Genomic DNA, 25141 nt, shown 5'->3' on the forward strand with positions numbered 1-25141 from the left:
ATGAATTCTTTACTAGAACATCTCAGAAATTTTTTCAAAATGCCAGATTTAGAGGAATACAGAACAATTCTATGCATACAACCTCACCCAGATGACGCAGATATAGGTATGGGAGCAACGGTGGCAAAGCTATCTGAAAAAGGCGCTAAAGTTTTCTACCTCACAGTGACAGATGGTAGTGCCGGTTCAACCAACGAAAGATTAATCGGAGAGACTTTGAGCAAAATACGCAAAGAAGAGCAAGAAAAAGCTGCTGAAATTCTTGGTGTACATGACCTGATCTGGCTTGATTTCGAAGACTTAGGAGATTACCAGTTGAAAGAATTAAGGTCAATGATAGCAGAACATATCGTTGTCTTAAAGCCCGATATCGTTTTTACCGTTGACCCATTTTTACCATATGAAATTCACCCGGATCATATAAAATGCGGTTTCGCTGCTGCCCAGGCGAGTAGTTTTTATAAATTGCCAAAAATTTCCAAATTTAGAACCGATCATATCCTGCACGCGATTGGTTTTTTCAACACAGCCAATCCTAATAACTTTTATCAGATCGAGAGAAAGCACCTTGAAAAAAAGTTTCTTGCACTATCCCATCATAAAAGCCAATTTGATGAAAAAACTCTTCAGACATTATATTTTTATTTAGAAGAGAGGGCAAAGGTTGGAGAAGACAAACTGGCAGAGTCATTCAAAATACTGCCCCCTGTTATGCTCCACGTTTTTCCAGAAGCGCAGGATTTCTAAGGGAGGAAAGAAAATGTACTTCATGGGTATCGATGTAGGTGGAAGTAAAACAGATGTTGCTATCGTTGATAAAAATGGAAAATTGATCTCTCACGTCAGAGCTTCAGGGGCAAATTATCAAGGAGTAGGAGTGCAGAAAGCCTACGAAATTTTAAAAAGTGCTATAAACGATGCTTTGCAAAAATCCAGTTTAAATTATAATGAGCTTTCGTACTCTTACTTTGGTGTTGCCGGTGCAGATATGGAGTATGAAATAAAAATTGTTAAATCCATACTCGAAAGACTCCAATTGAAAAACTATGACTTTGATAATGACGGTAGAATAGCCCTGAAATCTGGTACTTTCGACGATAAAGGCATCCTGATAAGTTGTGGAACCGGCGGAATAACCTATGCAGGAGATGGGAAGAAGATCGCAAGAAAGGGCGGCTTTTCGAGATTCTTCGGTGAAAGACTTGGAGCATTCGTTATCGCAAGTATGGTAGCTTCTGCTATTATCAGGTCAAAAGATCAAAGAGATGAAAACACACTTATGAAACAAATATTCGAATCAAAAATAAACCAGCCGATAGAAGAAATAATGCATTATGAATATGCAAATGAGGATAAGTCAAAGTTAGCAGAATATGCCATTTTACTCATACAATCTCTTTACGAAGCCGCTCATCAATTTGACTATGTAGCACTTAGAATAATGGGAAATATTGTCGATGAAATAATAAAAATTGTTACAGCATACAGAAAAGAAATGTATTTTACCTCTCCTGTAAAGGTTGTCTTAGAGGGAAGCTTTTTCAAAAAAGCAGATCCAATACTGATAAACATGATACAGTCAGCTCTTAGCGACGAATACATTCTCATAATTCCAAAACATCCTCCTGTGGTTGGTGCGGTGCTACTCGCTGCTGAAAAAGCAGGTTATAAATACGATGAAAATTTTATCGCCAATTTACTGAGTCACTGGGGGGGTAAAAAATGAAAATAACGGTTATTGGTGCCGGAAGTACTTATACCCCGGAGCTTGTCAAAGGCATCATGGACATATCCAGCGAAGTAAAAGTAGACGAGCTTATTCTGTACGATCTGGAAGAATCGGAAGAAAAGCTTGAAACTATATACCAGTTCAGCAAAAGACTGGTAAAAGACCTTTTCAAAGTGGTGAAACCGAAAAATTTGATCGATGCACTTCAAGGAGCCGATTATGTGATTTTTCAATTCAGAGTTGGTTTTCTCAAAGCAAGAGAAAATGATGAAAAAATTCCCCTTCGTTACAATCTGATCGGCCAGGAAACAACAGGCATGGGAGGATTTTCCTGCGCACTGAGAACATTTCCAGTCATTGAAAAATACATCGAGCTGGTTGACAAATATAGCAAAGCAACAGTCATAAACTTTACCAATCCTTCGGGTCACATAACAGAATTCGTGATGAATTATATAGGTTTCGAAAGATTCATAGGTTTGTGCAATATTCCGGTAAATTTGCTTCACATGATTTCACAGGTAACTGGATATCCGCCGAAAGACATATTCGTCAAATACTATGGATTGAATCACCTGACATTTCTTGAAAAAGTCTACTTGAAAAATGAAGATGCAACTGAGAAATTGCTTGAGACCGTTAAATTGGAACTTGCAAATATACCAAAGGAAGATTTTCCGGGCTGGTTAATAGAATGCCTGAAGATGTATCCGAATTCTTATTTGAGATACTATCTTATGGAGAAAAAAATGCTCAAAAAAATAAAAAAAGAAGGTACACGTGCCGAAAAAGTAATCTCCATTGAAAAGCAGCTGCTCGAACTTTACAAAACAGGTGATAAAATCCCTGATCAGCTTTCTCAGCGAGGCGGTAGCATGTATTCAACGGCAGCAGCCTATCTTATCAGAGATCTGCATCTTTCAAATGGTTCGGTGCATATACTAAATACAAGAAATAATGGAGCCATCAGCAATCTCCCTGATGATTACGTTTTGGAAATACCATGTATGGTCAAAGCCGGAAAAGTTTTTCCAACCTCACTTGGTATTGCTGATGAATTTGCATCCGGGCTTATCCATATTGTAAAAATGTACGAGCGCATAACTATCGACGCATACCTTAAAAAATCGAAGAACCTCGCGCTCAAGGCCATGCTTCTACACCCGCTGGGCCCAGATGTTGAAGATGCTCCAAAATTACTCGAAGATATTTTAAACGCAAACAAAGATTTCATTAAACTTGAATAGGAGTGGAAAAGGTGAAAAATTTCCTATACAGTCTGGGATCTTTCAGTTCTGCTTTGTTTTCCAACGCGATCTCCACCTTTGCCATTTTCTACTACGTCGATGTTTTAAAAGCCCCGCCTCATTTAATAAGCATAATCATGGTGTTATACGGAATCTGGAACGCTATAAATGATCCTCTATTCGGATATCTTTCCGACACAACGAAGACAAGATGGGGAAGAAGAAAGCCCTATATTGTATGGTTTTCCCTGCCCCTAACAATAAGTTTTGCCATGTTCTGGGCACCACCTTTCGATAGCTCCCAGAAAACAGCTCTGGTTATTTACTACCTGATTATGATCTTTCTATTTGATACGTTTTTCACCATAGTTTTCCTGAACTGGACTGCTTTGTTTCCAGAGATGTATCCAACCCTCAAAGAACGCGCAAAAATCTCCGGACTAAGGCAAATTCTTGCCATACCGGGACTTTTACTTGGAGTAGCAGTTACCCCTGTAATTGCTGCAAAGATTGGATGGGGGAAAATGGGTGCGGTCTTTGCAGTGATTGGTGGTTCTATCCTCTATATGACACTGTTTGGAATTAAGGAAAACCCGGAGTTTTCTCATCAACAAACTCTGAATATAATTGAGGCAATAAAGTTCACCTTTTTCAACAGGTCTTTTTTCACCTATGTCGTGCCGTCATTTCTTTTACAATTTACATACACCATGCTGACAGCTACACTCCCATTTTATGCAAAATATGTCCTCAAAGCCAGTGAGACACAAACTACTTTGCTTTTAGCTTCAATATTCGTCGTGGCTTTTTTCCTCATACCCGTCTGGCAAAAAATAACAGCGAAGATAGGAGCCAAAAAAACCATGAAGGTTTCAATGATTTTGTGGGCAATACTCCTGATTGGTTTTGGATTCGTGAAAACCTTTTTTCAAGCAATTATATTAACCTCTGCTCTTGCCATGAGCCTTGCCGGAGCTCTGATCGTCTTTGACATAATGATTGCCGATATATCTGACGAAGATGAGATTAAAACTGGCAAGAGGAGAGAAGGAATGTATTTTGGAGCAAACGCGCTTATAATAAGGCTCGGCATCTCTTTGAACTCGTTAATCATGGGATTTGTGCTTTCTTCAAGCGGATATGATGCAAATTTACCTGCAGAAATGCAACCACTAACGGCTGTTTCCGGATTCAGAATTCTATGCAGTGTCGTACCAATAATTGCTACGATAGGTGGTCTACTTATTTTGAAATACTACCCACTTGAGGGCGATTATCTAAATCGAATTAAAGAAAAGATTAAAAATATGCGTGGCGAGGAAGTATGAAGATAACAGGAGGAACCCTCAAAGGCTACCATTTGAATCCCGTTCCTGATTCAAGGACGAGATATACAACTTCACTTGTGAGACAGGCTGTTTTCAACATGATTGATGTTTCACAAAGCAGTTTTTTAGAGCTTTTTTGCGGGAGCGCTGTGATGTCAATCGAAGCGCTGAGCCGCGGAGCAAAACACGCTGTTGCGGTTGATATTTCAAGCAAAGCAATTAAAACCGCCATTGAAAATGCGAAAAAATGCGGGGTTGAACTCAAAATTGTGAAATCCGATTTCAGAAAATTCATCAACCTCTGCAACGACAATTTTGATGTTGTTTTTGCCGATCCTCCATATAATCTTGGCTTTGTTCAAAAACTTCTCGAGCTTCTTTCAATAAAGCCGTCTCTCGGTCAGATAATCATTATTGAAAAAGCAGCAGCAGAACAGGTTGTTATCCCTGAAAAATTAAAAATTCTGAAATCAAAAAAATATGGGGAAACGGAGGTTCTTGTGATTGCAAGAACATAAATCAGAAATTCTCCACCCACATTCTGTACAATTTGCTGTAATATTCAAAAAGCGATCGATCAGGTCGGAAAATCTCAACTTCATTATTAGATAGATAACCGCCAATAGAATGAAGATCACCCTTGCTCAAAAAATAAAGTATCGTACCAAGCGCAGCCCCCTGCCGTTTACTTTGGACCAAAATAGGATGGTTTAAAATAGCTGAAAGCATTTTCATCCAAACAGTCGCTCGCGTTAGACCACCCGTTGCAAACACTTTTTCAAGTGAATCAGGTATAGTTTTCACCACATCAAAAGCTCTCTTTAGATTGAAAGCGATACCCTCAAGTACACTTCTGGCTACTTGTTCTTGCGTCGTCGTACTTGTCAAGTTATCAAACTTTGCCCTGGGAGAAGGATCAAACTCAGGAAACCTTTTCCCAAAGATAAACGGATAAAAAAGCACAGGTTTTTCATCCAAAAAATTCAGATTTTCCTCCACCTTTTTTACAATAGTTTCATGATCATAACAGCAAAACAGCTTTACATACCAGTCGAAAACATAACCACCATTTTTGATGGCTGCACCTGAGATATAATGATTCTCATCCAGCACATAGCACCAGATACTACTCACAGGATATTGTTTCACAGGATGATTCAATACAGCCCTTATAGCTGCGCTACTACCAACAGATATCGTTATTGAATTTTCAACGAAGGCGCCAGCCCCAATACTCGAAGCTGCTGCATCAGAGATACCGACCACTACCGGCAATCCTTCTGGCAAACCAGTGATTTTAGCTGCTTCTTTGCTCAATCTCAAAACAGTTTTTGGAGAAACAAGTTGTGGCAATTTTTCACTGCTTATTTCTAAAAAATCTTTTAACAGTTCTTCGCACCAAACTTTTTTTTCAATATCCATATACCCGCTTCCAGAAGCAACGCCTATATCGCTGACCAGATCACCTGTTAACTTGTATATTACGTAATCCTTTAGAGAAACTATTTTTGAGGCAGAATTCAACATGTCTTTTTCATTCTGTTTTATCCAAAGGAGTTTATAAAGAGGATAAACTGTATCCGGTGGACATCCAGTTTTCAAATGTAAATGCTTCGAAAGCTGATTATCTGAAATCACCTTTTTAACATGATCAACAGATCTCTCATCAAGCCATGGTATAACATTACTCAGTGGCTCAAAGTCACCATTAAGCAACATGACAGTGTGAAGAGCAGAATCGAGGACTATAGCTCTTACATTTGTAAAAGATTTGGAAACCTGTTTCAATGTTTCGAAAACAGCCCTTTCGATTTGACGAGGATCCTGTTCAAACTGCCCATGTCCTTTTGAGAAAGCTTCATAAGATTGACTTACGTCCATTTCTATCTTTTTAGCATCAGAGTTGTAAACAATAGTCTTAACAGCTGTCGTACCTATATCGACGCCAATGTACATTTCCATCGCCCGGGGCACCTCCATTTGTTAAACCTATTATCCCCTTAAAAATCCCATTTCAAGCAGTTTTTCAACAACTTTCTCATTTGCAACATGCAGAGGAATCTTTCCATCAAAGAAATCCACAACTGCCTGAGCAGACATCATATTCATTTTATAAATAGCTTCATAAGTATGAGCCCCAGCATGTGGAGTTAAAACCAGATTGGGACAGTCATACAAGATAGAATCCTCTGGCAGTGGCTCTTGCTCAAAGGCATCTAAGGCAGCTCCAGATATGTAACCTTCCTTCAAAGCTTCGACAAGAGCACGCTCATCAACGATACCTCCACGCGAGGTATTGATGAGAAATGCAGATTTTTTCATCATTTTCAGTTGCTCTTTGCCTATCATATGCTTAGTTGATTGAGTCAATGGAACATGGAGCGAAACAAAATCACTGTTTTTCAATAAAGTTTCAAGGTCAACAGCTTCTACGGAATGTCTTTCTATTATGTTTTTTTCAACATACGGATCACACGCCAGAACTTTCATTCCAAGACAGATTGCTCTTTTGGAAGTTTCCCTTCCTATTGCCCCAAAACCTATTATTCCAAGCGTCTTGCCAAAAATTTCTATTCCTGTCACAGGAGAAAACTTTTTCTCAGAGATCTCTCTGTACGAATCTATCAATCTCCTCGAAAGGGCTAATATAAGTGCTATAGTCAACTCTGCCACTGATACAGTATTAGCATTCGGCGTTATCGTAACAGGTATACCAAGTTCTGTGGCTGTTTTCAAATCAACGTTGTCCACTCCTACTCCATGTCTTGCAATTATTTTTATGGAAGAGTGTCTTATCATTTCTCCGCTAAGTTTGCCTGTACCAAGTATAATTGCATCTGCTCTCTTTAAAATATTTTCATCAAGGTATTCCGGCCGAAGCAATGTGAAACCATTTTTTTCTAACAATTTCACGGGTTCTTCCGAATATTTTCCGAATGTTCTCGTAGCAACAATTACCGTTTTCACACCGTTCCCCTCCTGAAAGATATCAATACTTCAACTCCGAAACAGCCAGCCTGCTTTTATTAAGGCTCTCTACTGCTTTTGGATCTTTTGCCGCAAGCATCGTGTATATTGTGTCAAGAATCACCAATTGAACAATACGAGATGTCATGGCATCTGTTCTTATACGTGTTTCTCTTGTATTGGTGCAAAGGACAACCGTAGAAACTTTTGCTAAACTTGATTTTCTATTACCAGTAACAGTAACAACAGGAACTCCAAGTCCAATTGCTTTTTTTGCCAGCGAAACCATGGATTTCGTCTCTCCAGAATGAGAAACAGCTACAAGCACATCGCCAGCAATAGAATTTGCAAGCAATGTGGCCATTATATGTTCGTCGTTCGAAAAAAGGCAATTTTTTCCTATCCTGCTAAATTTGTGAAATGCATCAAAAGCCACTGCAGCTGAAGCAGCAAAACCAAAAAACAACACTCTGTTTGCTTCTTTTATGAGATCAGTAGCCTTTTCAATGGCATCAAAATCTATACTATCAAGTGTGTCGAGAATCGCTTTAACTGTGGCTTTGAAAATCTTTTGAGTAATTGTCTTCAAGTCGTCCTGCTCAGAAACATCTTCATAAACAATTTCCAGCGGAGCTTTCGATAGATCCTGAGCAAGTAACACTTTAAACTGCTGAAAGCTGCTTAAATTCAGTTTTCTGTAGAATTTAACTACCGAAGCCTCGCTTTTTACATTTGCAAGTCTGCTCAGTTCACTTATGGAACATTCAAGAACACCTCTTGGATTTGTCAGTATCACATCAGCTATCCTTTTTTCAGCAGCGGTTAAAGAATCATAAACAGTTCTCAGGGTTTGAAGAATATCCATTTTTTCCACCTCCAGAGTTTTGTTCAATGCTCCATAGAAAAGTTTAGCTCAGTGCAGTTTATTTTCTATTTAATAGCTTAATGTAAAATTACACCATTGTAGATCCTCCGTCAATGTTTATAAAACTGCCTGTCATAAAAGATGCCTCATCACAGGCTGCAAACAATATTGCAAACGCGATTTCTTCTTCTTTACCAAGACGTTTCATGGGAATTCGTGAAACCATTTTATTCATAGTTTCTTCTGGATTCGCAGATGACCTGACTCTTTCAGCGAGTCCTTGAGAGTAGGTTGTACCAGGGCAAATGGCGTTCACTCTTATTCCATATTGAACATAATCAACAGCAAAAGATCTTGTCAAACCGAGCAAAGCTGCCTTTGAAATGCTGTAAACACACCTGCGAGGAATACCAATTAAACCTGCCTCTGAAGCAATGTTAACTATGACGCCAGATCTCTGCTCTTTCATATACTTTACGGCGTGCTTCGATAGTAAAAATGGTCCTTTCACATTTATATCTATTGTCTTTTGAAATTCTTCATCAGAGGTTTCTTCAGCGTTTCCATAAGGCACTATCCCAGCATTGTTAACCAGTATATCAATTTTTCCAAAAACCTCAACTGTTTTTTCGACTATCTTTTCTGCATCTTTGGAAACATCCCCAAAAACAAAAATTGCTTCACCATTCTGATTTTTGATCATCTCGACCGTTTCATTTCCCTTTTCTTCCGAAACATCGTTTATCGCCACCTTAGCACCTCTTTCGGCAAACATCATAGCAGCTTTTCTCCCTATACCAGAACCGGCTCCTGTAATTAAAACAACCTTTCCCTTAAAATTCATCTCACTACCTCCTTATCTGAACAGCAAATCGGGTATAAACAAAACAAGCTGCGGGAAAAATACCAATAATGCAATGACAGCAATAGTGGCAACAAAGAATGGTATGGATGCTTTGACATATTCTTCTACTGACGCACCCAGAACTGAACATCCTGCATACATAGAGGCTCCGACGGGCGGTGTCTGATTACCCAGAGCTGCTGATAGTATGAACACTAACCCAAAATAAACTGGATCTATGCCTATTTTTCTCGCTACAGGAAGAAAAACAGCCGTGGTCATCAATATCAAAGCTGTGGCATCTATGAACAAACCAGCAAAAATCAAAAATATCATAATCATCAAAAGCAAAACATAAGGATTGCTGCTTATGCCAAGCAGAAAATTTGCAAGTACTTCGGGGATTCTGTCCCAAACAAGACCATACCCAAAGATAGCTGACATGACAATTATGTACATCACGCTACCTATATCTCCTATGGAGTTATCCAGAGTCTCTTTAAACAATGTCTTAAGATTCAATTCTCTATGAATCAAAAATCCAACGATCAGGCCATAGATCACAGCAAAAGACCCAACTTCAGATGGTGTAAATATACCTGTTCTGAGACCCAGGATGAGCAAGATCGGAAAAATCACCGACCATATACTTTTTGAAAAGGCGGATGCTATTTCTTTACTGGAAGCACGTCTTTCTCTCTCCGGTTGCAATCCCATTCTCTTCGCAGCTGCCCATATTGCAATCATATAAACAACCATCAGAAGTAAACCAGGAACAATGCCCGCCGCAAAAAGCCTACCGACAGAAACCTGGCCAATTGTTCCATAAATAATAAAAGCGATCCCTGGAGGTATAATAGGAGTAATGAGAGAAGTCCACACATTTACTGCAACTGCAAAACCCTTTGGATAACCTCTCTTTAACATTTCAGGGCCGAGCATTCTTGTTTCCATAGCTGCATCCGCGATGCTTGAACCGGAAACACCACCCATCAAGGTGGATAAAACAGCAGATACCTGGCCGAGACCACCTCTCATATGTCCGGTCAAAGCAGACGCCAAATTCATCAATCTTCCCGTCACGCCCGCGCTGTTCATAACATTTCCAGCGAAAATAAACATGGGAATTGCGAGCAGTGTGAAACTTTGGGTTTGGGAGAGTGCCAGCTGTATAGGAATAGTTACAGGTAAATCCAGATGCTGCAAAAACCATAGAAAACCCGATATTCCTATGGCAAAAGCAACAGGCATGCCTATTGCCAGAAAGATTATGAAAGCTATTATAACTATTATCATTTATCTTCCCCCTCAGTGCTGGCCCTTTCTTTGTTTTCGGCAAACTCACTTTTTATTTTTAAAAAAGTAGTCCTCAGCATCAATATCGCTCCTATTGGTATACTCAATGTAACCCACGTATAACTGAAATTTGGAATACCAACGAAAGTTCTGAAACGAGTCGTGTAAGAAAGATAAAATCCCCATATTACTAAATAAATCAAAAAAGCCGCAATAATAAAATAATTGGCAAGTCTGAGAATTTTCTGTACTTTTCGAGAAAGCCTTTTAACAAATAAATCAACCGTCATCATCTTTCCCTCACGCCATGCAACATCAGCTGCAAAAAAACATGCCCAGGCAAACATGAATGTGCTCATATCAACTGCCCAATTTATTGGATATCTCAAAAATCTCATTATTCCAGATGCAAAAACCAGTATCACCATAACCAGAATCAATATTTTTGCTGCATTTTTCTCAAACTTAAGCAAAAACTCATCAATCTTCCGCATCTTTTACCACCTCTGCATTCATACATAGGTCAAAGGCCCAACCCAATAAAAGAGCTGGGCCCTTCATGATAAAAGGAGTATCCTTTCATTACTTAACCTTTATAGCCTCCATGAGAGCATTTCTTGCCTCTACAAGTCCAAGTTTCTCATACGCTTTTTCAGCAGCCTTCATAAAAGCCTCTTTATCAACATCTGTGATAACTTCAATACCCTTTTCGACAGCTTGTTGCTTGAAGGATTCCTCAAGCTCTTTCATTATCTTCAACGATGTTTCAATACCAGCTCTATCACATTCTTCAACAAGAATCTGTTGATACTCTTCTGGCAAATTATTGAACCATTTTGCGCTGACAACCTCAAAATTGATCAGCAAAATATGGCCTGTCTCCGACATATACTTTAAAACTTCATAAAGTGCACCCGCCACAACATTTGCATAAACAAGTTCCGCACCATCAACTGCTCTTGTTTGAACAGCTGTGTAGATTTCTCCAAAATTGACTGCCACTGGTTGTGCACCAAGTGCGCGAATAGATTCTTGCCATATGGGAGCACCCGGGGTTCTTATCCTTAAACCCTTGAGATCGTCAGGAGTCCTGATAGGCTTGTTTGTAACAAAATGCCTGTACCCCTGAACCCACATAAATGAAACTACTTTGAAGCCATATTTTTGTTCAAGTTCGTCCAGCCATTTTTTCATAACATCTGATTCCTTGATCTTTTTCAACACTTCAATAACTTCATCGGGTGTTTTTGCACCCATGAAATCAATGAAGTAAGCCGCGTTCATAACGGCTATTTGTGGAACGTACATGCCCATCCTTGCTGAATCTGTATTTTGTCCAATATTTGCACCTGCTCTTATCTGTTCGAGAATATCTTCTTCAACACCGAGCTGGGCACTGTGGTAAACCTCAATTTTAAGGTTTCCATTTGTTCTTTCTTCAACAGCCTTTGCCCACTTAAGAAATCCCTCATGATATGGTTCGCTTGGTCCTAAAACGTGATTGAATTTCAAAGTATACTTTGGTGCTGCTATAAGTGACCCTGCCAGAATCACGCAAGCAACAAACATCAACAAGTACCTGCTTTTACCCTTCATGGGTTCACCCCCTGTGAAAAAATTATATGATTTGGACTACCTAAAATGGCGTCCGAAAAAAAATTATACACCACGATGAAGATATGTCAACAATTCGTATAAAATGTAACAGAGGTATTTCTAAAGAGGTACTTCTAAATAAGGGGATTCGGTGTGTTTTTCAAAAATTTGATTACTCTATTCGCTATGAACTTTCTGAAAAAATAAGAAGATCTGTGACCACAAGGCAGGACTATTTTTTTTACCTTAGGGAGGCTTTTAAACAACGCTTCTGAACTTCTTAATGGGATTATTCTGTCAAAAATTCCCCTGAAGAAAAGAATTTCCTGATTAACGAACATTCCATATAAACACGGATCATAATGAAAGCATTTGGGGGATAAAAGAAAAATGTCATCAAGCGAATCAGGCTTTTTCAAATTTTTCATAGCATCTCTATTTTTTAAGCAATCATTTTCATCCCGGCACCCGTATTCATTCCCATTCAATCTGTAGTTTTTTCTGAGCTCCTCTGTATATGGTGAGTGCCAATTTATCCATCTCCAATCTCCCCCGGTAAAAGCCAGAACACCTTTCTTCAACCTCTTATCAAGTGCAAGCGACATTACCGCTATCATGCCACCAAAACTAAATCCCATAATAGATGTATGCAAATCTGAAATACTATCAATATAATCAATAGTCCTCCTCACATCTTTTACTGTCTCGTGAAATCTATTGATACAGTAAGATGGTGATGGCGAGAAAAATGGTTCTCCACCTTTCCAACCATGCATTCCACGCCTTTCGTGATAAGGAAGTACCATAAAAAAAGTATTTATACCATGCAATTTAAAATATTCAGCAAACCACAACAAATATGGAATATTTCCATTTCCAATGCCATGCAAAAATATCAGGTTCATCCATGCTTTTTTTGCTTTATAAACATACACATAAACCCTTTTTGATTGAGGAATAGCTGGATCATACACAGCATCAAAGCTTACAAGTAAATAGCAACCAAGATCGATTGTTTCAACATTTAGAGGTAAAGTTTTATCATATTCATAAATTTTCATAGCGTGTCACGAAAATCGCCTTTTCAAATTAAACCTGGTTTCAATTTCTGAAACCGTTTTTTCAAAAAGATCATTGACTTCTTCATCGGTTAGAGAACGATCCGGGGCTCTGTAAACAACATAAAAAGTAATGCTCAACACATCCTGTGGTATATCTTTTCCTCTGTATATATCACTCACTCCTACTTTTTCTACATATTCGCTGGATTGCTTGAGATGAGACACAATCTTTCCACAATTAAAACCTACAGGAGCCAGTAAAGATATGTCTCTTCTTACAGATGGAAAACTTGAGAGATTACCAATTTGTTTGAATATTCTGCGATTTTCAAAAATTACCTGAAGATCAAGCTCCATAAAATAAACATCACCTTTAAAATCATAGAAATCGTTAAAATCACCCGATAGCATCCCCATAACACCGACAGATTTATCATTCAAAAATATTTCAGCGCTGCGCCCGGGAACGAAGAAAGGCATTTCTTTTTCTGCAACTTCAAATTGAACAGACAGATGGCTCGCCAGCTCATCAAGAACGCCTTTCAAATTAAGTAATGAAACTGTCCGGTAATCGGTATAATCATCCTCATTCAGTTTCCCTGTCATTACAAGCCCTATTTTTTCTCTCTCACAAACAGTACCGCTTTCAAAATTGTAGACTTTTGCTATTTCGAACAGCTTTACATCCCTGAGTTGCCTTTTGAGATTGTATGCAACAGAATCTATCAATCCAAAAACAAGAGAAGGTCTTAAGCAGTCCATATCTTCACTCAGGGGGTTTTTCAGTCTGACCGGCTCCATTTTTACAAGTTTTTTTACAACAGAAGAAGAACAAAAAGACAGATTTATACTCTCATCAAACCCTGACGCTATGAGCAATTGATTGATTTTTTTTCGAAATCTCTGTAATTCACCAAACCCCGTGCTCTTAACTGGTATCCTTAACATTTTTCCTTCTATTTTTTCATAACCGTAGATTCTCCCAACTTCTTCTATCAAATCCTCTTCAATAGAAATGTCCGGTCTGAAAGTGGGAATAAGCACTTTCCAGCCATCAGTTATTCTTTCAGTAACAAAATCCAGTCCGGATAGAATATGCTCCACTGAACTTTGATCGATGTCAATTCCTAAAATCCTGCTCAATTTTGAATCTCTTAAAAAAACTGTCCTTGGTGGAATTTTGTGAACATACTTATCCACAAATCCCCTTGCTGCTACTCCACCTGAAGTCTCCTCAATAACCTTTATTAAACGCTTCATCACAAAATCAACGTCATTTGGATCAACACCTCTTTCAAATCTATAAGACGCATCAGATTTTATATTCATACTTCTGGAGGTTTTGCGAATTCTCACAGGGTTAAAATAAGCAACTTCAAGAAGGAGTGAATCAGTTTTGTCTGATACACCTGAATCTGCAGTTCCCATAACACCTCCAACTGCCAGAACTTTTTCCCCATCCGTTATTAGTGTCTCTATACCATGCAGTGAGTATTCTCTTTCATCAAGCAGAAGAACTCTCTCGCTTTTATTTGCTTTTCTAACAACAATCCGTCCGCTGGAAATTTTCGAATAATCGAAAGTATGAACAGGATGACCTGTCTCAAGCATTACATAATTTGCCGCATCGACAATCGAATTTATCGGTCTGATACCTGCAGACATGAGTCTACGCCGCATCCACACCGGGCTTGAAACTGCCTTCACTGACTCCATAAAAGCGGCACAATAACGCGGGCATCCATCCACATCCTCTATCGATACACTCACCATATCATTCACCGGTTTATCGGATTCTGTATAATCAACAGACGGTTTTTTCAAAGGTCTGCCAGATAGAACAGCCATTTCTCTTGCAACACCGATAACCCCAAGACAATCCGGCCTATTGGGAGTTATTTCTATATCAAGAACCTTGCCGTCAAGCTTCCAGTATCTTATTAGATCTGTTCCTACAGGTATTTCTTCTCTTATCTGATAAACACACTCCGATTTTTCCTCAAGTCCAAGTTCCTGTAGAGAACACATAATTACTTCAGACGTAATACCTTTTATATCCATTGCCTCAACTATTCTTCCATCTGACAGGGTTGTGCCAGGGAAAGCTACAGGAACCTTTGTGCCTTTGCAAATATTCATGTCCGAAGTGATTGTTGTATGAACGCTGTCACCATCAAAAACTTTACATACATGAAGCTTTTCTGAGCGGGGATGAGGAGACACTTCACGCACTATTCCGCAAGTAATTTTTCCTCTTATGGGTAAATCAATTACATTTGCAACATTCAATCCAGCTATAGTAAGCTTTGACGCTATTTCTTCATCTGTCCAGTCTATATCAACATATTCTCTGAGCCATTCTGTAGCTACAAGCACATTTCATCCCTCCATCAGAATTTTTCTAAAAATCTCTTGTCATTTTTTACAAAATCCCTTATATCTTTGATGTTATATTTGAGCATCGCTATACGCTCAACGCCCATTCCAAAAGCAAAACCGGTCCATTTTTCCGAATCATAACCAACATTTTTGAAAACATTGGGATGAACCATACCAGCACCAAGAATTTCAAGCCAACCAGTGTATCCACAGGCCTGACATCCTTTTCCATTGCAGATGCCACATGAGACATCTACCTCAAAGCTTGGCTCAGTGAATGGGAAAAAGCTTGGTCTCAGCCGTATTTTTCTTTCGCTTCCAAAAACCATCTGGGCAAATCTCTCCAATGTGTATTTCAGGTGACCAACCGACACATTTTCATCCACATACAAACCTTCAACCTGGGTAAACATGGGAAGATGTGTCGCATCATAATCTCTCCTGTAAACACGCCCTGGTGATATAATTGCGATAGGTGGTTTTGCTGACATCATTGTTCTAATCTGAACCGGAGAAGTGTGCGTTCTAAGAAGTAGATCATTTATATAAAAAGAATCATGTTCGTCTCTCGCAGGATGCCACTCTGGAGTATTCAAAGCATCAAAATTGTGCCATACATCTTCTATCTCGGGACCTTCAACTACTTTAAAGCCCATTGATACGAAGATGCTTTCTATCTCTTCAAGCATCAATGATATAGGATGTCTGTGACCAACATTTCTCCGCGCACCCGGGAGAGTCACATCTACCCAGTACTTTCTGGCGATTATTTGACTTTCTATCTTTTTTAACATCTCCTTTTTCTGTTCTATAGCACGCTGAACAGCATCTTTGAGTTCATTCAGGATCTTACCAGCCCCCGGTCTTTCATGAACAGGAAGGCTGGCTATATTTTTCATCTGTTCGGTAATAGTGCCTTTTTTACCCAGAAGAGATACTCTTATTTTTTCAAGTTGTTGAAGATCGGTTGCTGCATTGATTTCTCGAAGTGCCTGTTCTCTCAATTGCTCGAACATCCTCCACACCTCCTGACACATATTCTTTCAAGGCATCTTTCCACGAAACAAACCGTTTGTTGACAACAAAACCCAATTCTCTTCCAGCAATTGCTTTCACATCCAGATTTCTTACAATACTCGCTTGCTTTTCTGTGTAAATTAATAACTCTGGATCGACAAATTTCACCACTTTTTTCAAGAGCTCTCCTTTTACAAGCTCACCAAATCTTGGATGATAAGGCCCGGCCACAATATTTTTCATCAGTTCATCTGGAACGAATAAGCCTATTCTGATAACCTTCACATTGTTTGACTCAAGTATAGCCATCATGTCTGAACATATATCAATTGCTTCATCAAGTCTTACAGCTCTGTATCTGCCATCCAGATAAAGGGACTCTAACGGCGCTCCTTTTAAAACTATTGTAGGATGTAAGCGACATGTTTTTGCGCCATTTTCTACAGTTTTCCAGCTGCTGAAAAGATCTTTCCATTTCTCATCACCTGGTAAACCGATCATTAAATGCAATCCAAAATCTATTTTTAATTCCTTAAGAAGTGTACAGGCTTTTTCAATATCTTTACTGCTATGATTCCTCTCAGACTCATGCAGCACGTCATCACAAAAAGATTGAGCTCCGAGTTCGACAAATTTCACACCGTTTTTCTTTAAAAATATCAGATTTTCTTTATTGATCTCATCAGGTCGTGTAGATATTCTTATTCCATCGCAAACATTTTTTCTTATGTACTCATCTGCCCAGGCAAGGTATCGCTTCTGCAACAAAACAGGGAGAGCCGTAAAGGTCCCGCCATAAAAAGCTATTTCAAACCGTTCGTCTGGGGCAATATACTTATTAATCATCTTATTAAGCTCTTCAATCGATGGCAACTGAGAAAAACCTGTTGCAGATCTCTGGTCGCAAAACAAACATCTTTTTTTACAACCCATTTGAGGTAAAAAAACAGGAACGATTTTCATATCAATCACCTTTGAGTTTCTCAATAGCTCTGCGTGCTGCCTCCTTCTCTGCTTCTTTTATTGAAGGTCCCTCGCCAACAGCTATCAATTTTCCAGATAGGCGCAGTTCTACAGTAAACTTTTTCATATGAGATGGGCCTTTTTCATTAACAAGAACATATTCAGGTAATTTTCTGTATCTCGCCTGAGTAATCTCCTGCAAAGAAGTCTTGTAGTCAAACACTATTTTCCCTTCAACAACTTCTTTTGCATATTTTGCAAAATAAGAAAGAAATACCTTTTTTACTGCTGTCAGGCCACCATCTATATACACTGCAGCTACAACAGCTTCAAGCATGTCGGCAAGCAGTGAATCTCTCTCTCTGCCGCTTGAAACTTCTTCTCCGCGTCCCAAAAACATATATCTTCCCAGATTTATATCCCGAGCTATCTGAGCTAAAGCTTCCTCGCTTGCAATTGCTGCTTTAACCTTTGCCATAACTCCCTCTGATGCTTCTGGAAACTCTAAATATAAATACTCTGCAAGCAGTAAATCAATAACAGCATCACCCAGAAACTCCAGTCTTTCATTCGATTCAACATCTTTTCGCCCGCGTTGTTTTTGCTCATGAGCATATGAGGAATGACAGAGGGCATTGTACAAAAGCTCTGGCTCATAAAATCTGTATCCTATTTTCTCCATGAAATCTATCAAAATTTTTGCCTCTTCTTTGTTCAACTGATCATCTGACCCAGCTTTTCGGCAATCTTAGTAGAGCTGAGTCCATAGATTTCATATAGAGCCTCGTAAGATCCTGAAACTGCATGCTCTTGAATAGCAATTTGTTCAAAACTTGAAGGAATTATCCCTTTCTGCAAGAAAAATTTTGCCAGAAGAGATGTTAATCCAAGTGTCGCAACATGATCCTCAACAACCAAGATTTTCTTCCCGTGTCCATATTCTCTCAACACATGCTCGTCAAGATCAAGCGGGCATGACACATTCAGAACGCTTACCTTACCTCTCAATTTATCCGCAGCCTCGACAACATTTGGCACAACAGATCCACATGTCACAACAGTCACATCTGTTCCTTTTCTGAGAATATCTATCTTTCCATATTCAAAACGATAGTTATCCGCAAAAAACAACTTGCCATTTTCATCAACGATAGGCATCATTTTTGCCCTGCCCATGGCTACCAGGTAGTTTCCATATACCGATGCAATGTAGCGAATAACCCTGTCGGTTTGATTGGGATCTGCCGGTACGATAACTTTGTAACCCAGCCAATTTGCAGGTGCAGAGATGTAATCAAGTCCATGGTGAGTTTTTCCGTCCTCCCCTACATTTAAACCGCAATGAGTCACAATAACTTTCAAATTGGTGTGGTTTATAGCATTCAATCTGTGCTGATTATACGTCTCACTTACTCCAAACACTCCAAAATCAGCAAAAAAGGTCACCACACCATCTGCAGAAAGTGCTCCTGCAACAGCTGCCGCATTATGTTCCTGAACACCAAGCTCTAAAAATCTTTCTGGAACGTACTTCTGAACCCCGTCAAGCTTTACAGATGTTGCAAGGTCGCAATCTACAGCTACTACAGGTGTTTCAGAGTTCCTGTTCTCTTTTACTAAATCCAATAAAGCATTTCCAAAAGCACTCCGATTATCAGTTTTGGTTGTGTAAGTTCTGCCAACTGGAACTTTTATTTTTACAGGATACTCCAGATGGAATGGTTCATGTTTCTGATTACCAAGCTGAGCACGCATCTTCATATATTTCTCCACATCGTTATCAATGCCAAGTTCATTCAGAGCTTTCTCAAGTTGTTCTTTATCGAGAGGTTTCCCATGATAAGAAACATCATTTTCCATGAACGACACACCTTTGCCCATAATAGTGTGTGCCAGTATAGCAACAGGATTGACTTTATCTTCAACAGCCTGTGAAAGTGCATGCAAAAGCTGTTCTATATCATGACCATCAACTTCCAGAACTCTCCACCCATCTGCTTCGTAGTTTTTTCTGATATTAACCGGCATTACGTCTCTTGCTCTTCCAGAAATCTGGGCATCATTGTAATCTATAACAACAGTCAGATTACTCAACCCGTATTTTTTTGCAACCCGGCGAGCTTCAGCTACCTGTCCTTTTGCCTGTTCCGCATCGCTCATTGCCACAAAAATATGGTAATCCTGCTCCTTCATTTTAGCGGCCAATGCAAATCCCACTCCAGCTGACAAGCCCTGTCCCAGATTTCCTGTAGTCCATTCGACACCAGGAATGCCACGGGTTACATGTCCTTCAAAGATACTCGAATGGTGTCTGAAACCAGCTATAACCTGATCTATGTCTACAAATCCGAGCCTGCCCAGAACTGAATATACCCCTGGTGATGTGTGGCCATGGCTAACTACAACACGATCTCTCAAGGGGTCATAAGGATTATCAGGATTAAGATTTGCAAATGAAAAAACACTTAAAAAAATCTCCAGAGAGGACATCGATCCTCCCGGATGACCTGAATTAGCTACATATGTCATTTTAAGTATATCACCGCGGCAAAGGCGTGCTATCTGTTTGAGTTTTTTGATATCATGTTTATTAAATGTCTTCATGAAACTATCCTCCTTTGATTATTTTATTTCCAAAATTTCGATATTAACAAAAATATCAATGTTAAAGTGGCACTAATCAGCAAACATGTCGTGAGTGGAAAGTAAAAAACAAATCTTTCCCGCTTTATTACTATATCACCCGGCAACCTCCCAAGGGGGGTAAAACGCCCTATCAAATAAATGGAAAAACCCACGATTATCAGTATCAAGCCGAGGACAATGAGTATCCTACTTATCTGGATCACGCGCATCACCCCTGAAATACGAAAAGGGTAAGTTAATCATCTCTCCCTCCTCAGAAATTACCAGAACTTTTTCTTTGAAAACATCTATCGACTGAACTTTGCAATTTTTTGCTTCATAGATTATAGTTTCTCCCTCTGATGGAATATCAGCAAGAGCTTCTTCGTAAAAATCATATTCGTACATCAAACAGCACAGCAATCTTCTACAAGCTCCGGATATTTTCGCGGTATTTATCATGAGCTGCTGGCATTTTGCATGTTTCAGGGTTATACTATCGAATTCTCTCAAGAAAGTGCTGCAGCAAGTGGGACGCCCGCATAAACCTAAACCACCTATGAATTTCAGCTCATCTCTTACACCAACTTGCCTGAGTTCTATACGCGTCTTGAAAATTCTGGCAAGGTCTTTTACCAGTTCTCTGAAATCCACTCTTGTTTCGGAACTGAAGAAAAAAACCAGCCTTGATCTGTCAAACATATACCGGGTATGGAGAAGCTTCATGGGCAAATTATGCTCTTTTATCTTTTCAAGGCATATTTGCATCGCCTGCTCGGCATCTTTGAGATTTTCGCTATAGATTTTCGTATCTTCCTCGGTTAATTTTCTCATTACTGGCCTTAATTCCGATCCAATCTCCTCTATTCCCATTTCATCTGGCCCTTTTATTACCTTGCCAACGTCCGGACCGAATTCTGTCATAACGAGGACAAGATCTCCCGGTTTTATGTCTTCACCATTTTCAGAATAATAAAACAATTTCCCCTTTGGAAATATCTCTATAGCATAAACAATTGCTATCATTGACACAGATCATCACCTCTTTGCGTTTTCTCTAATCACGAGAAACAGGTTAAGCAAAGTCAACGTTCCATTGAAATTCATCAAACGGTTTGTCAATATCGAGTCAATCCACTTGAATAAAGACAATTCTGTACATCCTCTATACTCTGCCACAATTTGCAACAGGCGGCACAAATGTACTATCGTGCGGTTAAGATCAGCTCTACTGAGATTGCTCATCATGTCATCATAAAACTTGACCAGTGTTTCTTCACTCACCAGTGACAATTTCTCATAGAGATCATCGATCATCAGAATTGCTGACACTTTGTCAGCAGCAGATATCTCCTCTTTTGAAAAGATATTACATATCGCCTTGGGATCAAAATCATTGTTTTGTGGAAATTGATCTGATTTCATAACAAAATCGAGTACTTCAAAATCATTTTCAGCCAAGCTCAAGATAAGATCAGGTTTCACCAGGCTGGCTTTTTTTCTCTCCAGGTTATTCAATATCTGCCTGTCTATGGCAACATTAAACACTTTTACCCTGCTTTTAATGGTTGGTAAAAGGTCAGTATATTTTGCGCTTGTAAGAACTATCTCAGAGTAGACAGGTGGTTCCTCCAAAATTTTGAGCATTGAATTTGCCGCTTCATGCAAAATTCTGTCTGCACGGTGGATGATCACAATTTTATAACCATCAGAAGATGATGTATAGAGAAACTGTGACATATATCTTATATCATCTATACCTGGCGCCTCAAATTCTAAAAACTCGTTCGTAACTTCCCTGATGACTTGCTCACAGGTCCATTTCAGTAAAGATTCGTCCCGTGACTTTAAGCACACCGAGGAACCAATATTCCGAATCAAAAAATCCTTAACCGTGCTCAGCAATTTTTCCATATTGTAATCACCTGTATAAATCCATTAATAAACCGTATATTTCCTGAACTCTCGCAGACAACAAAATAGCACCTCTTTCAGCTTCAAATAACTCCGCGGCTATTTTCTCCAATCTGTTATCAACTTCTTGAACAATTAGATGCAAATCAACACTGGAAAGTTGTTTTCCAATTTTGTAGAGCTTTTTCTCAATTACTTTCAAAAAATCTTTAATGCTCTCACGATAAGATCTGAAATTTTCCTGCGTTGGCGATCTGACGAGATTGTTTCCCGATTTTACAACCTGTCTTATAAGTCTTTCAAGCAATTCGTCAAGTTTCTCTTCTTCAGCTTCTTCAAGCACTTCGAAAAAACTTGTGCTATCCATGCTCCTCACGGCAGAACTTGATTTGAATTTGATTTTCTTTTTTTTCTTAACTTCAGAACTTCTAAACTTACCATCTTCAAGAGGATTAATTCTCACATCACTATCCTCCAAACAACTTTGCTATATTTTCTTTATAAGGAGGCCTCAGAATTCCTTTTTCAGTTATTATAGCTGTTATTAATTGATGCTCTGTCACATCAAAAGCAGGATTATATACTGCCACACCATCCGGGGCAACTTTCACCCCGTGAACATGGGTTACCTCATCGTGAGAACGCTCTTCTATGGGTATCTCGCTTCCATTTTTTATTTTAATATCTATCGTCGATGTAGGAGCTGCGACATAAAACGGTATACCATGCTGGTTTGAAAGTACTGCCACCGAATAAGTACCTATCTTGTTAGCAACATCGCCATTCGCTGCTATTCTATCAGCTCCAACGATAACGGCATCGATCTTCCCCTGCTTCATAACCCAGCCAGCCATATTATCTGTTATTAAAATTGTTTCAACACCAATTTCAAGCAATTCCCAGGCTGTCAACCGGGCTCCCTGCAAATATGGTCTTGTTTCATCTACGTATACCTTTATCTTCTTTCCAGATTCTACAGCCGCCCTTATAACTCCAAGGGCTGTGCCATAATCTACCGTCGCTAAAGCTCCTGCATTGCAATGAGTTAAAACAGCGCAGCCATCTTTCAACAAAGTTTGCCCATGTGTTCCTATAGTTTTGTTTATCCTGATATCTTCTTCTGCTATCTTTATCGCTTCTTTTTCAAGATCTTCAAGAATTTCATCAACAGCTTTTGACAAGTCTACACACTTTTCCATTCGATTCAACGCCCAGAACAGGTTAACAGCCGTTGGTCGAGTCGATGCAAGTACATCGTACACATTTTTCATAACGTCGATAAAATTCTGATTTTTAAGAGTTGCAGCCTCTTTTGCTCCAAGAACATAACCAAAAGCCGCGGTGGCTCCTATAGCAGGAGCTCCACGGACGACCATATCTTTGATCGCCCGTGCTACTTCAGCATAGCTCTTACACTCAACATAATTAACAACATGAGGCAATTTTCGCTGATCCACAAGAATTAGTGAATTTCCTGTCCATTGCATTGTCAAAGTTTTGAAATTCATTGATCTTCCTGTCCTCCCTCGCTTAGCAAATAGATGTTTATAACACTTGAATTTTTGAAAGGAATAAATTGTTCATTGATCCAAGTCTGCCACAATTGCTGAGCCTTCTGCTGTATTAAGTGCTGATAGATATCGTTCACTACATCTTCAAAATTCTCATATCCTTTGGGCCTTTTGTCAATAATTCTATATATTTCCCAACCTACACTGGTTTGCAATGGACCAAGTATAGCACCCTTCGGACTTACGAAAATCTTTTCTTCGATTTCTTCAGATATCAGGCCACTGCCACGTTCTACCCAACCAAGATCTCCAGCCTTCCCCTTAGACAGAGGATCGGTTGAAACATCACTTGCAACCTGAGAAAATTCCTCTCCAGCTCTGATTCTTTCCAAAGCTTTATCTGCTTTCTCTTTTGAATCAACTGTTATGCGCAATAATTTTGCCGCTTCTTCAACAGCAAAATATTCTCTGTTTTGTTCATAGAATTGCCTTGCCTCTTCTTCTGTCACTGTTGCCGAGGAGGTAACCTGCTGCTGAATCAATGAAACTGTCTGCTGAACTGTGAAAATCCATCTGAGTCTGTCTTTAAAAGAGTTTATATCACCAAGTCCAGCTTGCTTGAGATACCAATCAAGATCACTTTCAGTCATTCCATATTGGGTAAGTGTTTTGTTCAATTCTGTTGAAACCATATTTTCGATATTATCTTTTGAAACAGTTACTCCCATTTTTTCGCCAATCTGCTTGATCAAAACCTGGTCTATCAGGTTATTTAAAACTTCTCTTTTATATCTGAGCAATAAATTAACACCTTCAGAGGTGTTAACCAGAACATCATAAAATGTGGCATCCACTGATTGAATTTGAGATAATAATCTATCCACATTCGCTTCCCTGTTTAGTTCTTCCATAGTAATAGCAACACCATTAACCTCAGCAACTACTGCTGTAGCAGGCTGAGTTTCCTGACCAATAGCCACCAATGACAGAATCAAAATCAAGCCAAACATAAAAACTTTTCTCATTTTATTTTTCCTCCCTTCGCTTCTTCCCAGAGTTCATCAAGTTGATCAAGAGAAAGCTTTTTTAAATCAAGCTTTCTCTCCCGTACAAACTCTTCAACCATCTGGAATCTCTCCACAAATTTTCTTGTTGACTTTCTCAAAGCGATTTCTGGATCAAGTTGAAGAAAACGCGCGATATTTACGACCGCGAAAAGCAAATCACCAAGTTCCTCTTCGAGTTCTTGCCTCCCTTCCGATTTAATTGCATCCTCTAATTCTCCCACCTCTTCTTTTACTTTTTCCATTGCACCGGAGATATCCGGCCAATCAAAACCAACTGCCGCAGCATTTTCCTGAATTCTCCTGGCAAGGCTGAGGGCAGGAAGCGCATGATTCAATCTCCCTATTGCCGATGATTTTTGCTCGCCTTTTTCACTCGATTTGATCCTCTCCCACTGCTCATAAGAATATCCGGGACTATCTGAAAAAACATGAGGATGCCTCCTGACAAGTTTTTCACTCAAAAATGTTACAACATCTGATATATTGAAAGCACCTCTTTCAGAAGCTATCTGGCAGTGAAAAATCACCTGAAGTAATACATCACCGAGTTCTTCTTTCAATTTCTCATCTTCTGACTGATCAATTGCTTCAATTAGTTCAAAAACTTCCTCGACAAGATAAGGCTTCAAACTATGGTGTGTTTGTTCTCTATCCCACTCACATCCATCTGGCGATCTCAATTTTTGCATTATGGAAACCAGCTTTTGAAACTGTTCACCAATTTCAGACAAA

The 25141-nt window shown here is 39.2% G+C and carries 25 protein-coding genes; 5 read left to right on the plus strand and 20 right to left on the minus strand.

Annotated features, from left to right (window positions below; genetic code table 11):
- Genes TEL01S_RS00220 through rsmD form a run of 5 tightly spaced genes read left to right on the plus strand, consistent with a single transcriptional unit; the run spans position 1 to position 4822 of the window.
- A complete protein-coding gene (locus TEL01S_RS00220) occupies positions 1-747 on the plus strand; it encodes a PIG-L deacetylase family protein (RefSeq protein WP_028843585.1) in 747 nt (248 codons plus the stop codon).
- A 13-nt stretch (positions 748-760) separates the two neighbouring features.
- Complete coding sequence (locus tag TEL01S_RS00225) at positions 761-1726, plus strand: N-acetylglucosamine kinase (protein WP_028843584.1); 966 nt, start codon at positions 761-763, stop codon at positions 1724-1726.
- Entirely contained in the window at positions 1723-2976 is a 1254-nt protein-coding gene (locus TEL01S_RS00230; RefSeq protein WP_012002098.1) for a 6-phospho-beta-glucosidase, read from the plus strand. Before TEL01S_RS00225 ends, TEL01S_RS00230 begins: the two co-directional genes overlap by 4 nt.
- A gap of 11 nt (positions 2977-2987) precedes the next feature.
- Positions 2988-4304 (plus strand): MFS transporter, encoded by a 1317-nt coding sequence (locus TEL01S_RS00235; protein ID WP_012002099.1) that lies wholly within the window; start codon positions 2988-2990, stop codon positions 4302-4304.
- Positions 4301-4822: a 16S rRNA (guanine(966)-N(2))-methyltransferase RsmD gene (rsmD, locus tag TEL01S_RS00240; RefSeq protein ID WP_012002100.1), complete on the plus strand. Its 522-nt coding sequence runs from the start codon at positions 4301-4303 to the stop codon at positions 4820-4822. Before TEL01S_RS00235 ends, rsmD begins: the two co-directional genes overlap by 4 nt.
- A gap of 1 nt (position 4823) precedes the next feature.
- On the opposite strand, the gene TEL01S_RS00245 is transcribed toward rsmD, so the two are convergent.
- From TEL01S_RS00245 to mazG, 20 genes are all read right to left on the minus strand, one after another.
- On the minus strand, positions 4824-6266 hold the full coding sequence (locus tag TEL01S_RS00245) for a gluconokinase (RefSeq protein ID WP_012002101.1): 1443 nt from the start codon (positions 6264-6266) through the stop codon (positions 4824-4826).
- 30 nt (positions 6267-6296) lie between these two features.
- Positions 6297-7271, minus strand: coding sequence for a phosphoglycerate dehydrogenase (locus TEL01S_RS00250; RefSeq protein ID WP_012002102.1), 975 nt, complete (start codon positions 7269-7271; stop codon positions 6297-6299).
- A 22-nt stretch (positions 7272-7293) separates the two neighbouring features.
- Positions 7294-8136: a MurR/RpiR family transcriptional regulator gene (locus TEL01S_RS00255; RefSeq protein WP_012002103.1), complete on the minus strand. Its 843-nt coding sequence runs from the start codon at positions 8134-8136 to the stop codon at positions 7294-7296.
- Between the two features lie 88 nt (positions 8137-8224).
- A complete protein-coding gene (locus TEL01S_RS00260) occupies positions 8225-8980 on the minus strand; it encodes an SDR family NAD(P)-dependent oxidoreductase (protein ID WP_012002104.1) in 756 nt (251 codons plus the stop codon).
- 12 nt (positions 8981-8992) lie between these two features.
- Positions 8993-10276, minus strand: coding sequence for a TRAP transporter large permease (locus tag TEL01S_RS00265; RefSeq protein ID WP_012002105.1), 1284 nt, complete (start codon positions 10274-10276; stop codon positions 8993-8995).
- The gene (locus TEL01S_RS00270) at positions 10273-10770 is read right to left on the minus strand and encodes a TRAP transporter small permease (RefSeq protein ID WP_012002106.1); all 498 of its coding nucleotides are present in this window, start codon (positions 10768-10770) and stop codon (positions 10273-10275) included. The genes TEL01S_RS00265 and TEL01S_RS00270 overlap by 4 nt, the downstream gene beginning before the upstream one ends.
- 88 nt (positions 10771-10858) lie before the next feature.
- Positions 10859-11872 (minus strand): C4-dicarboxylate TRAP transporter substrate-binding protein, encoded by a 1014-nt coding sequence (locus TEL01S_RS00275; RefSeq protein ID WP_012002107.1) that lies wholly within the window; start codon positions 11870-11872, stop codon positions 10859-10861.
- A 134-nt stretch (positions 11873-12006) separates the two neighbouring features.
- On the minus strand, positions 12007-12933 hold the full coding sequence (locus TEL01S_RS00280; protein WP_012002108.1) for an alpha/beta hydrolase family protein: 927 nt from the start codon (positions 12931-12933) through the stop codon (positions 12007-12009).
- A gap of 6 nt (positions 12934-12939) precedes the next feature.
- Complete coding sequence (pheT, locus tag TEL01S_RS00285) at positions 12940-15309, minus strand: phenylalanine--tRNA ligase subunit beta (protein WP_028843582.1); 2370 nt, start codon at positions 15307-15309, stop codon at positions 12940-12942.
- A 14-nt stretch (positions 15310-15323) separates the two neighbouring features.
- The gene (gene pheS / locus TEL01S_RS00290; RefSeq protein ID WP_028843581.1) at positions 15324-16328 is read right to left on the minus strand and encodes a phenylalanine--tRNA ligase subunit alpha; all 1005 of its coding nucleotides are present in this window, start codon (positions 16326-16328) and stop codon (positions 15324-15326) included.
- Positions 16261-17316 carry an elongator complex protein 3 gene (locus tag TEL01S_RS00295; protein WP_144313054.1) on the minus strand — a complete coding sequence of 352 codons (1056 nt, stop codon included), beginning with the start codon at positions 17314-17316 and terminating at the stop codon, positions 16261-16263. Before TEL01S_RS00295 ends, pheS begins: the two co-directional genes overlap by 68 nt.
- Complete coding sequence (gene rnc / locus TEL01S_RS00300; protein WP_012002112.1) at positions 17294-18010, minus strand: ribonuclease III; 717 nt, start codon at positions 18008-18010, stop codon at positions 17294-17296. The genes TEL01S_RS00295 and rnc overlap by 23 nt, the downstream gene beginning before the upstream one ends.
- Complete coding sequence (locus TEL01S_RS00305) at positions 18007-19896, minus strand: transketolase (protein ID WP_028843580.1); 1890 nt, start codon at positions 19894-19896, stop codon at positions 18007-18009. The genes rnc and TEL01S_RS00305 overlap by 4 nt, the downstream gene beginning before the upstream one ends.
- Before the next feature lie 23 nt (positions 19897-19919).
- Positions 19920-20147 (minus strand): DUF2905 domain-containing protein, encoded by a 228-nt coding sequence (locus TEL01S_RS00310; RefSeq protein WP_028843579.1) that lies wholly within the window; start codon positions 20145-20147, stop codon positions 19920-19922.
- Complete coding sequence (locus TEL01S_RS00315; protein ID WP_012002115.1) at positions 20125-20943, minus strand: PSP1 domain-containing protein; 819 nt, start codon at positions 20941-20943, stop codon at positions 20125-20127. The genes TEL01S_RS00310 and TEL01S_RS00315 overlap by 23 nt, the downstream gene beginning before the upstream one ends.
- Positions 20944-20955: 12 nt before the next feature.
- On the minus strand, positions 20956-21831 hold the full coding sequence (locus tag TEL01S_RS10645; RefSeq protein WP_012002116.1) for a hypothetical protein: 876 nt from the start codon (positions 21829-21831) through the stop codon (positions 20956-20958).
- Between the two features lie 7 nt (positions 21832-21838).
- On the minus strand, positions 21839-22294 hold the full coding sequence (locus TEL01S_RS00325) for a YaaR family protein (protein ID WP_012002117.1): 456 nt from the start codon (positions 22292-22294) through the stop codon (positions 21839-21841).
- Between the two features lie 4 nt (positions 22295-22298).
- Entirely contained in the window at positions 22299-23339 is a 1041-nt protein-coding gene (gene mtnA / locus TEL01S_RS00330) for an S-methyl-5-thioribose-1-phosphate isomerase (protein WP_012002118.1), read from the minus strand.
- On the minus strand, positions 23336-24367 hold the full coding sequence (locus TEL01S_RS00335) for a peptidyl-prolyl cis-trans isomerase (protein ID WP_012002119.1): 1032 nt from the start codon (positions 24365-24367) through the stop codon (positions 23336-23338). The genes mtnA and TEL01S_RS00335 overlap by 4 nt, the downstream gene beginning before the upstream one ends.
- Positions 24364-25140 carry a nucleoside triphosphate pyrophosphohydrolase gene (gene mazG, locus TEL01S_RS00340; RefSeq protein ID WP_012002120.1) on the minus strand — a complete coding sequence of 259 codons (777 nt, stop codon included), beginning with the start codon at positions 25138-25140 and terminating at the stop codon, positions 24364-24366. Before mazG ends, TEL01S_RS00335 begins: the two co-directional genes overlap by 4 nt.
- Between the last annotated feature and the right edge of the window lies 1 nt (position 25141).

This window comes from Pseudothermotoga elfii DSM 9442 = NBRC 107921, assembly GCF_000504085.1.
GTDB lineage: Bacteria > Thermotogota > Thermotogae > Thermotogales > DSM-5069 > Pseudothermotoga_B > Pseudothermotoga_B elfii.

What these genes read in the sequence shown, in the direction of transcription:
- TEL01S_RS00220 (WP_028843585.1), top strand. Translation starts at nt 1, where the DNA reads ATGAATTCTTTACTAGAACATCTCAGAAATTTTTTCAAAATGCCAGAT.
- TEL01S_RS00225 (WP_028843584.1), top strand. Translation starts at nt 761, where the DNA reads ATGTACTTCATGGGTATCGATGTAGGTGGAAGTAAAACAGATGTTGCT.
- TEL01S_RS00230 (WP_012002098.1), top strand. Translation starts at nt 1,723, where the DNA reads ATGAAAATAACGGTTATTGGTGCCGGAAGTACTTATACCCCGGAGCTT.
- rsmD (WP_012002100.1), top strand. Translation starts at nt 4,301, where the DNA reads ATGAAGATAACAGGAGGAACCCTCAAAGGCTACCATTTGAATCCCGTT.
- TEL01S_RS00245 (WP_012002101.1), bottom strand. Translation starts at nt 6,266, where the DNA reads ATGGAAATGTACATTGGCGTCGATATAGGTACGACAGCTGTTAAGACT.
- TEL01S_RS00255 (WP_012002103.1), bottom strand. Translation starts at nt 8,136, where the DNA reads ATGGATATTCTTCAAACCCTGAGAACTGTTTATGATTCTTTAACCGCT.
- TEL01S_RS00260 (WP_012002104.1), bottom strand. Translation starts at nt 8,980, where the DNA reads ATGAATTTTAAGGGAAAGGTTGTTTTAATTACAGGAGCCGGTTCTGGT.
- TEL01S_RS00265 (WP_012002105.1), bottom strand. Translation starts at nt 10,276, where the DNA reads ATGATAATAGTTATAATAGCTTTCATAATCTTTCTGGCAATAGGCATG.
- TEL01S_RS00270 (WP_012002106.1), bottom strand. Translation starts at nt 10,770, where the DNA reads ATGCGGAAGATTGATGAGTTTTTGCTTAAGTTTGAGAAAAATGCAGCA.
- TEL01S_RS00275 (WP_012002107.1), bottom strand. Translation starts at nt 11,872, where the DNA reads ATGAAGGGTAAAAGCAGGTACTTGTTGATGTTTGTTGCTTGCGTGATT.
- TEL01S_RS00280 (WP_012002108.1), bottom strand. Translation starts at nt 12,933, where the DNA reads ATGAAAATTTATGAATATGATAAAACTTTACCTCTAAATGTTGAAACA.
- pheS (WP_028843581.1), bottom strand. Translation starts at nt 16,328, where the DNA reads ATGTTCGAGCAATTGAGAGAACAGGCACTTCGAGAAATCAATGCAGCA.
- TEL01S_RS00305 (WP_028843580.1), bottom strand. Translation starts at nt 19,896, where the DNA reads ATGAAGACATTTAATAAACATGATATCAAAAAACTCAAACAGATAGCA.
- TEL01S_RS00310 (WP_028843579.1), bottom strand. Translation starts at nt 20,147, where the DNA reads ATGCGCGTGATCCAGATAAGTAGGATACTCATTGTCCTCGGCTTGATA.
- TEL01S_RS00315 (WP_012002115.1), bottom strand. Translation starts at nt 20,943, where the DNA reads ATGATAGCAATTGTTTATGCTATAGAGATATTTCCAAAGGGGAAATTG.
- TEL01S_RS10645 (WP_012002116.1), bottom strand. Translation starts at nt 21,831, where the DNA reads ATGGAAAAATTGCTGAGCACGGTTAAGGATTTTTTGATTCGGAATATT.
- mtnA (WP_012002118.1), bottom strand. Translation starts at nt 23,339, where the DNA reads ATGAATTTCAAAACTTTGACAATGCAATGGACAGGAAATTCACTAATT.
- TEL01S_RS00335 (WP_012002119.1), bottom strand. Translation starts at nt 24,367, where the DNA reads ATGAGAAAAGTTTTTATGTTTGGCTTGATTTTGATTCTGTCATTGGTG.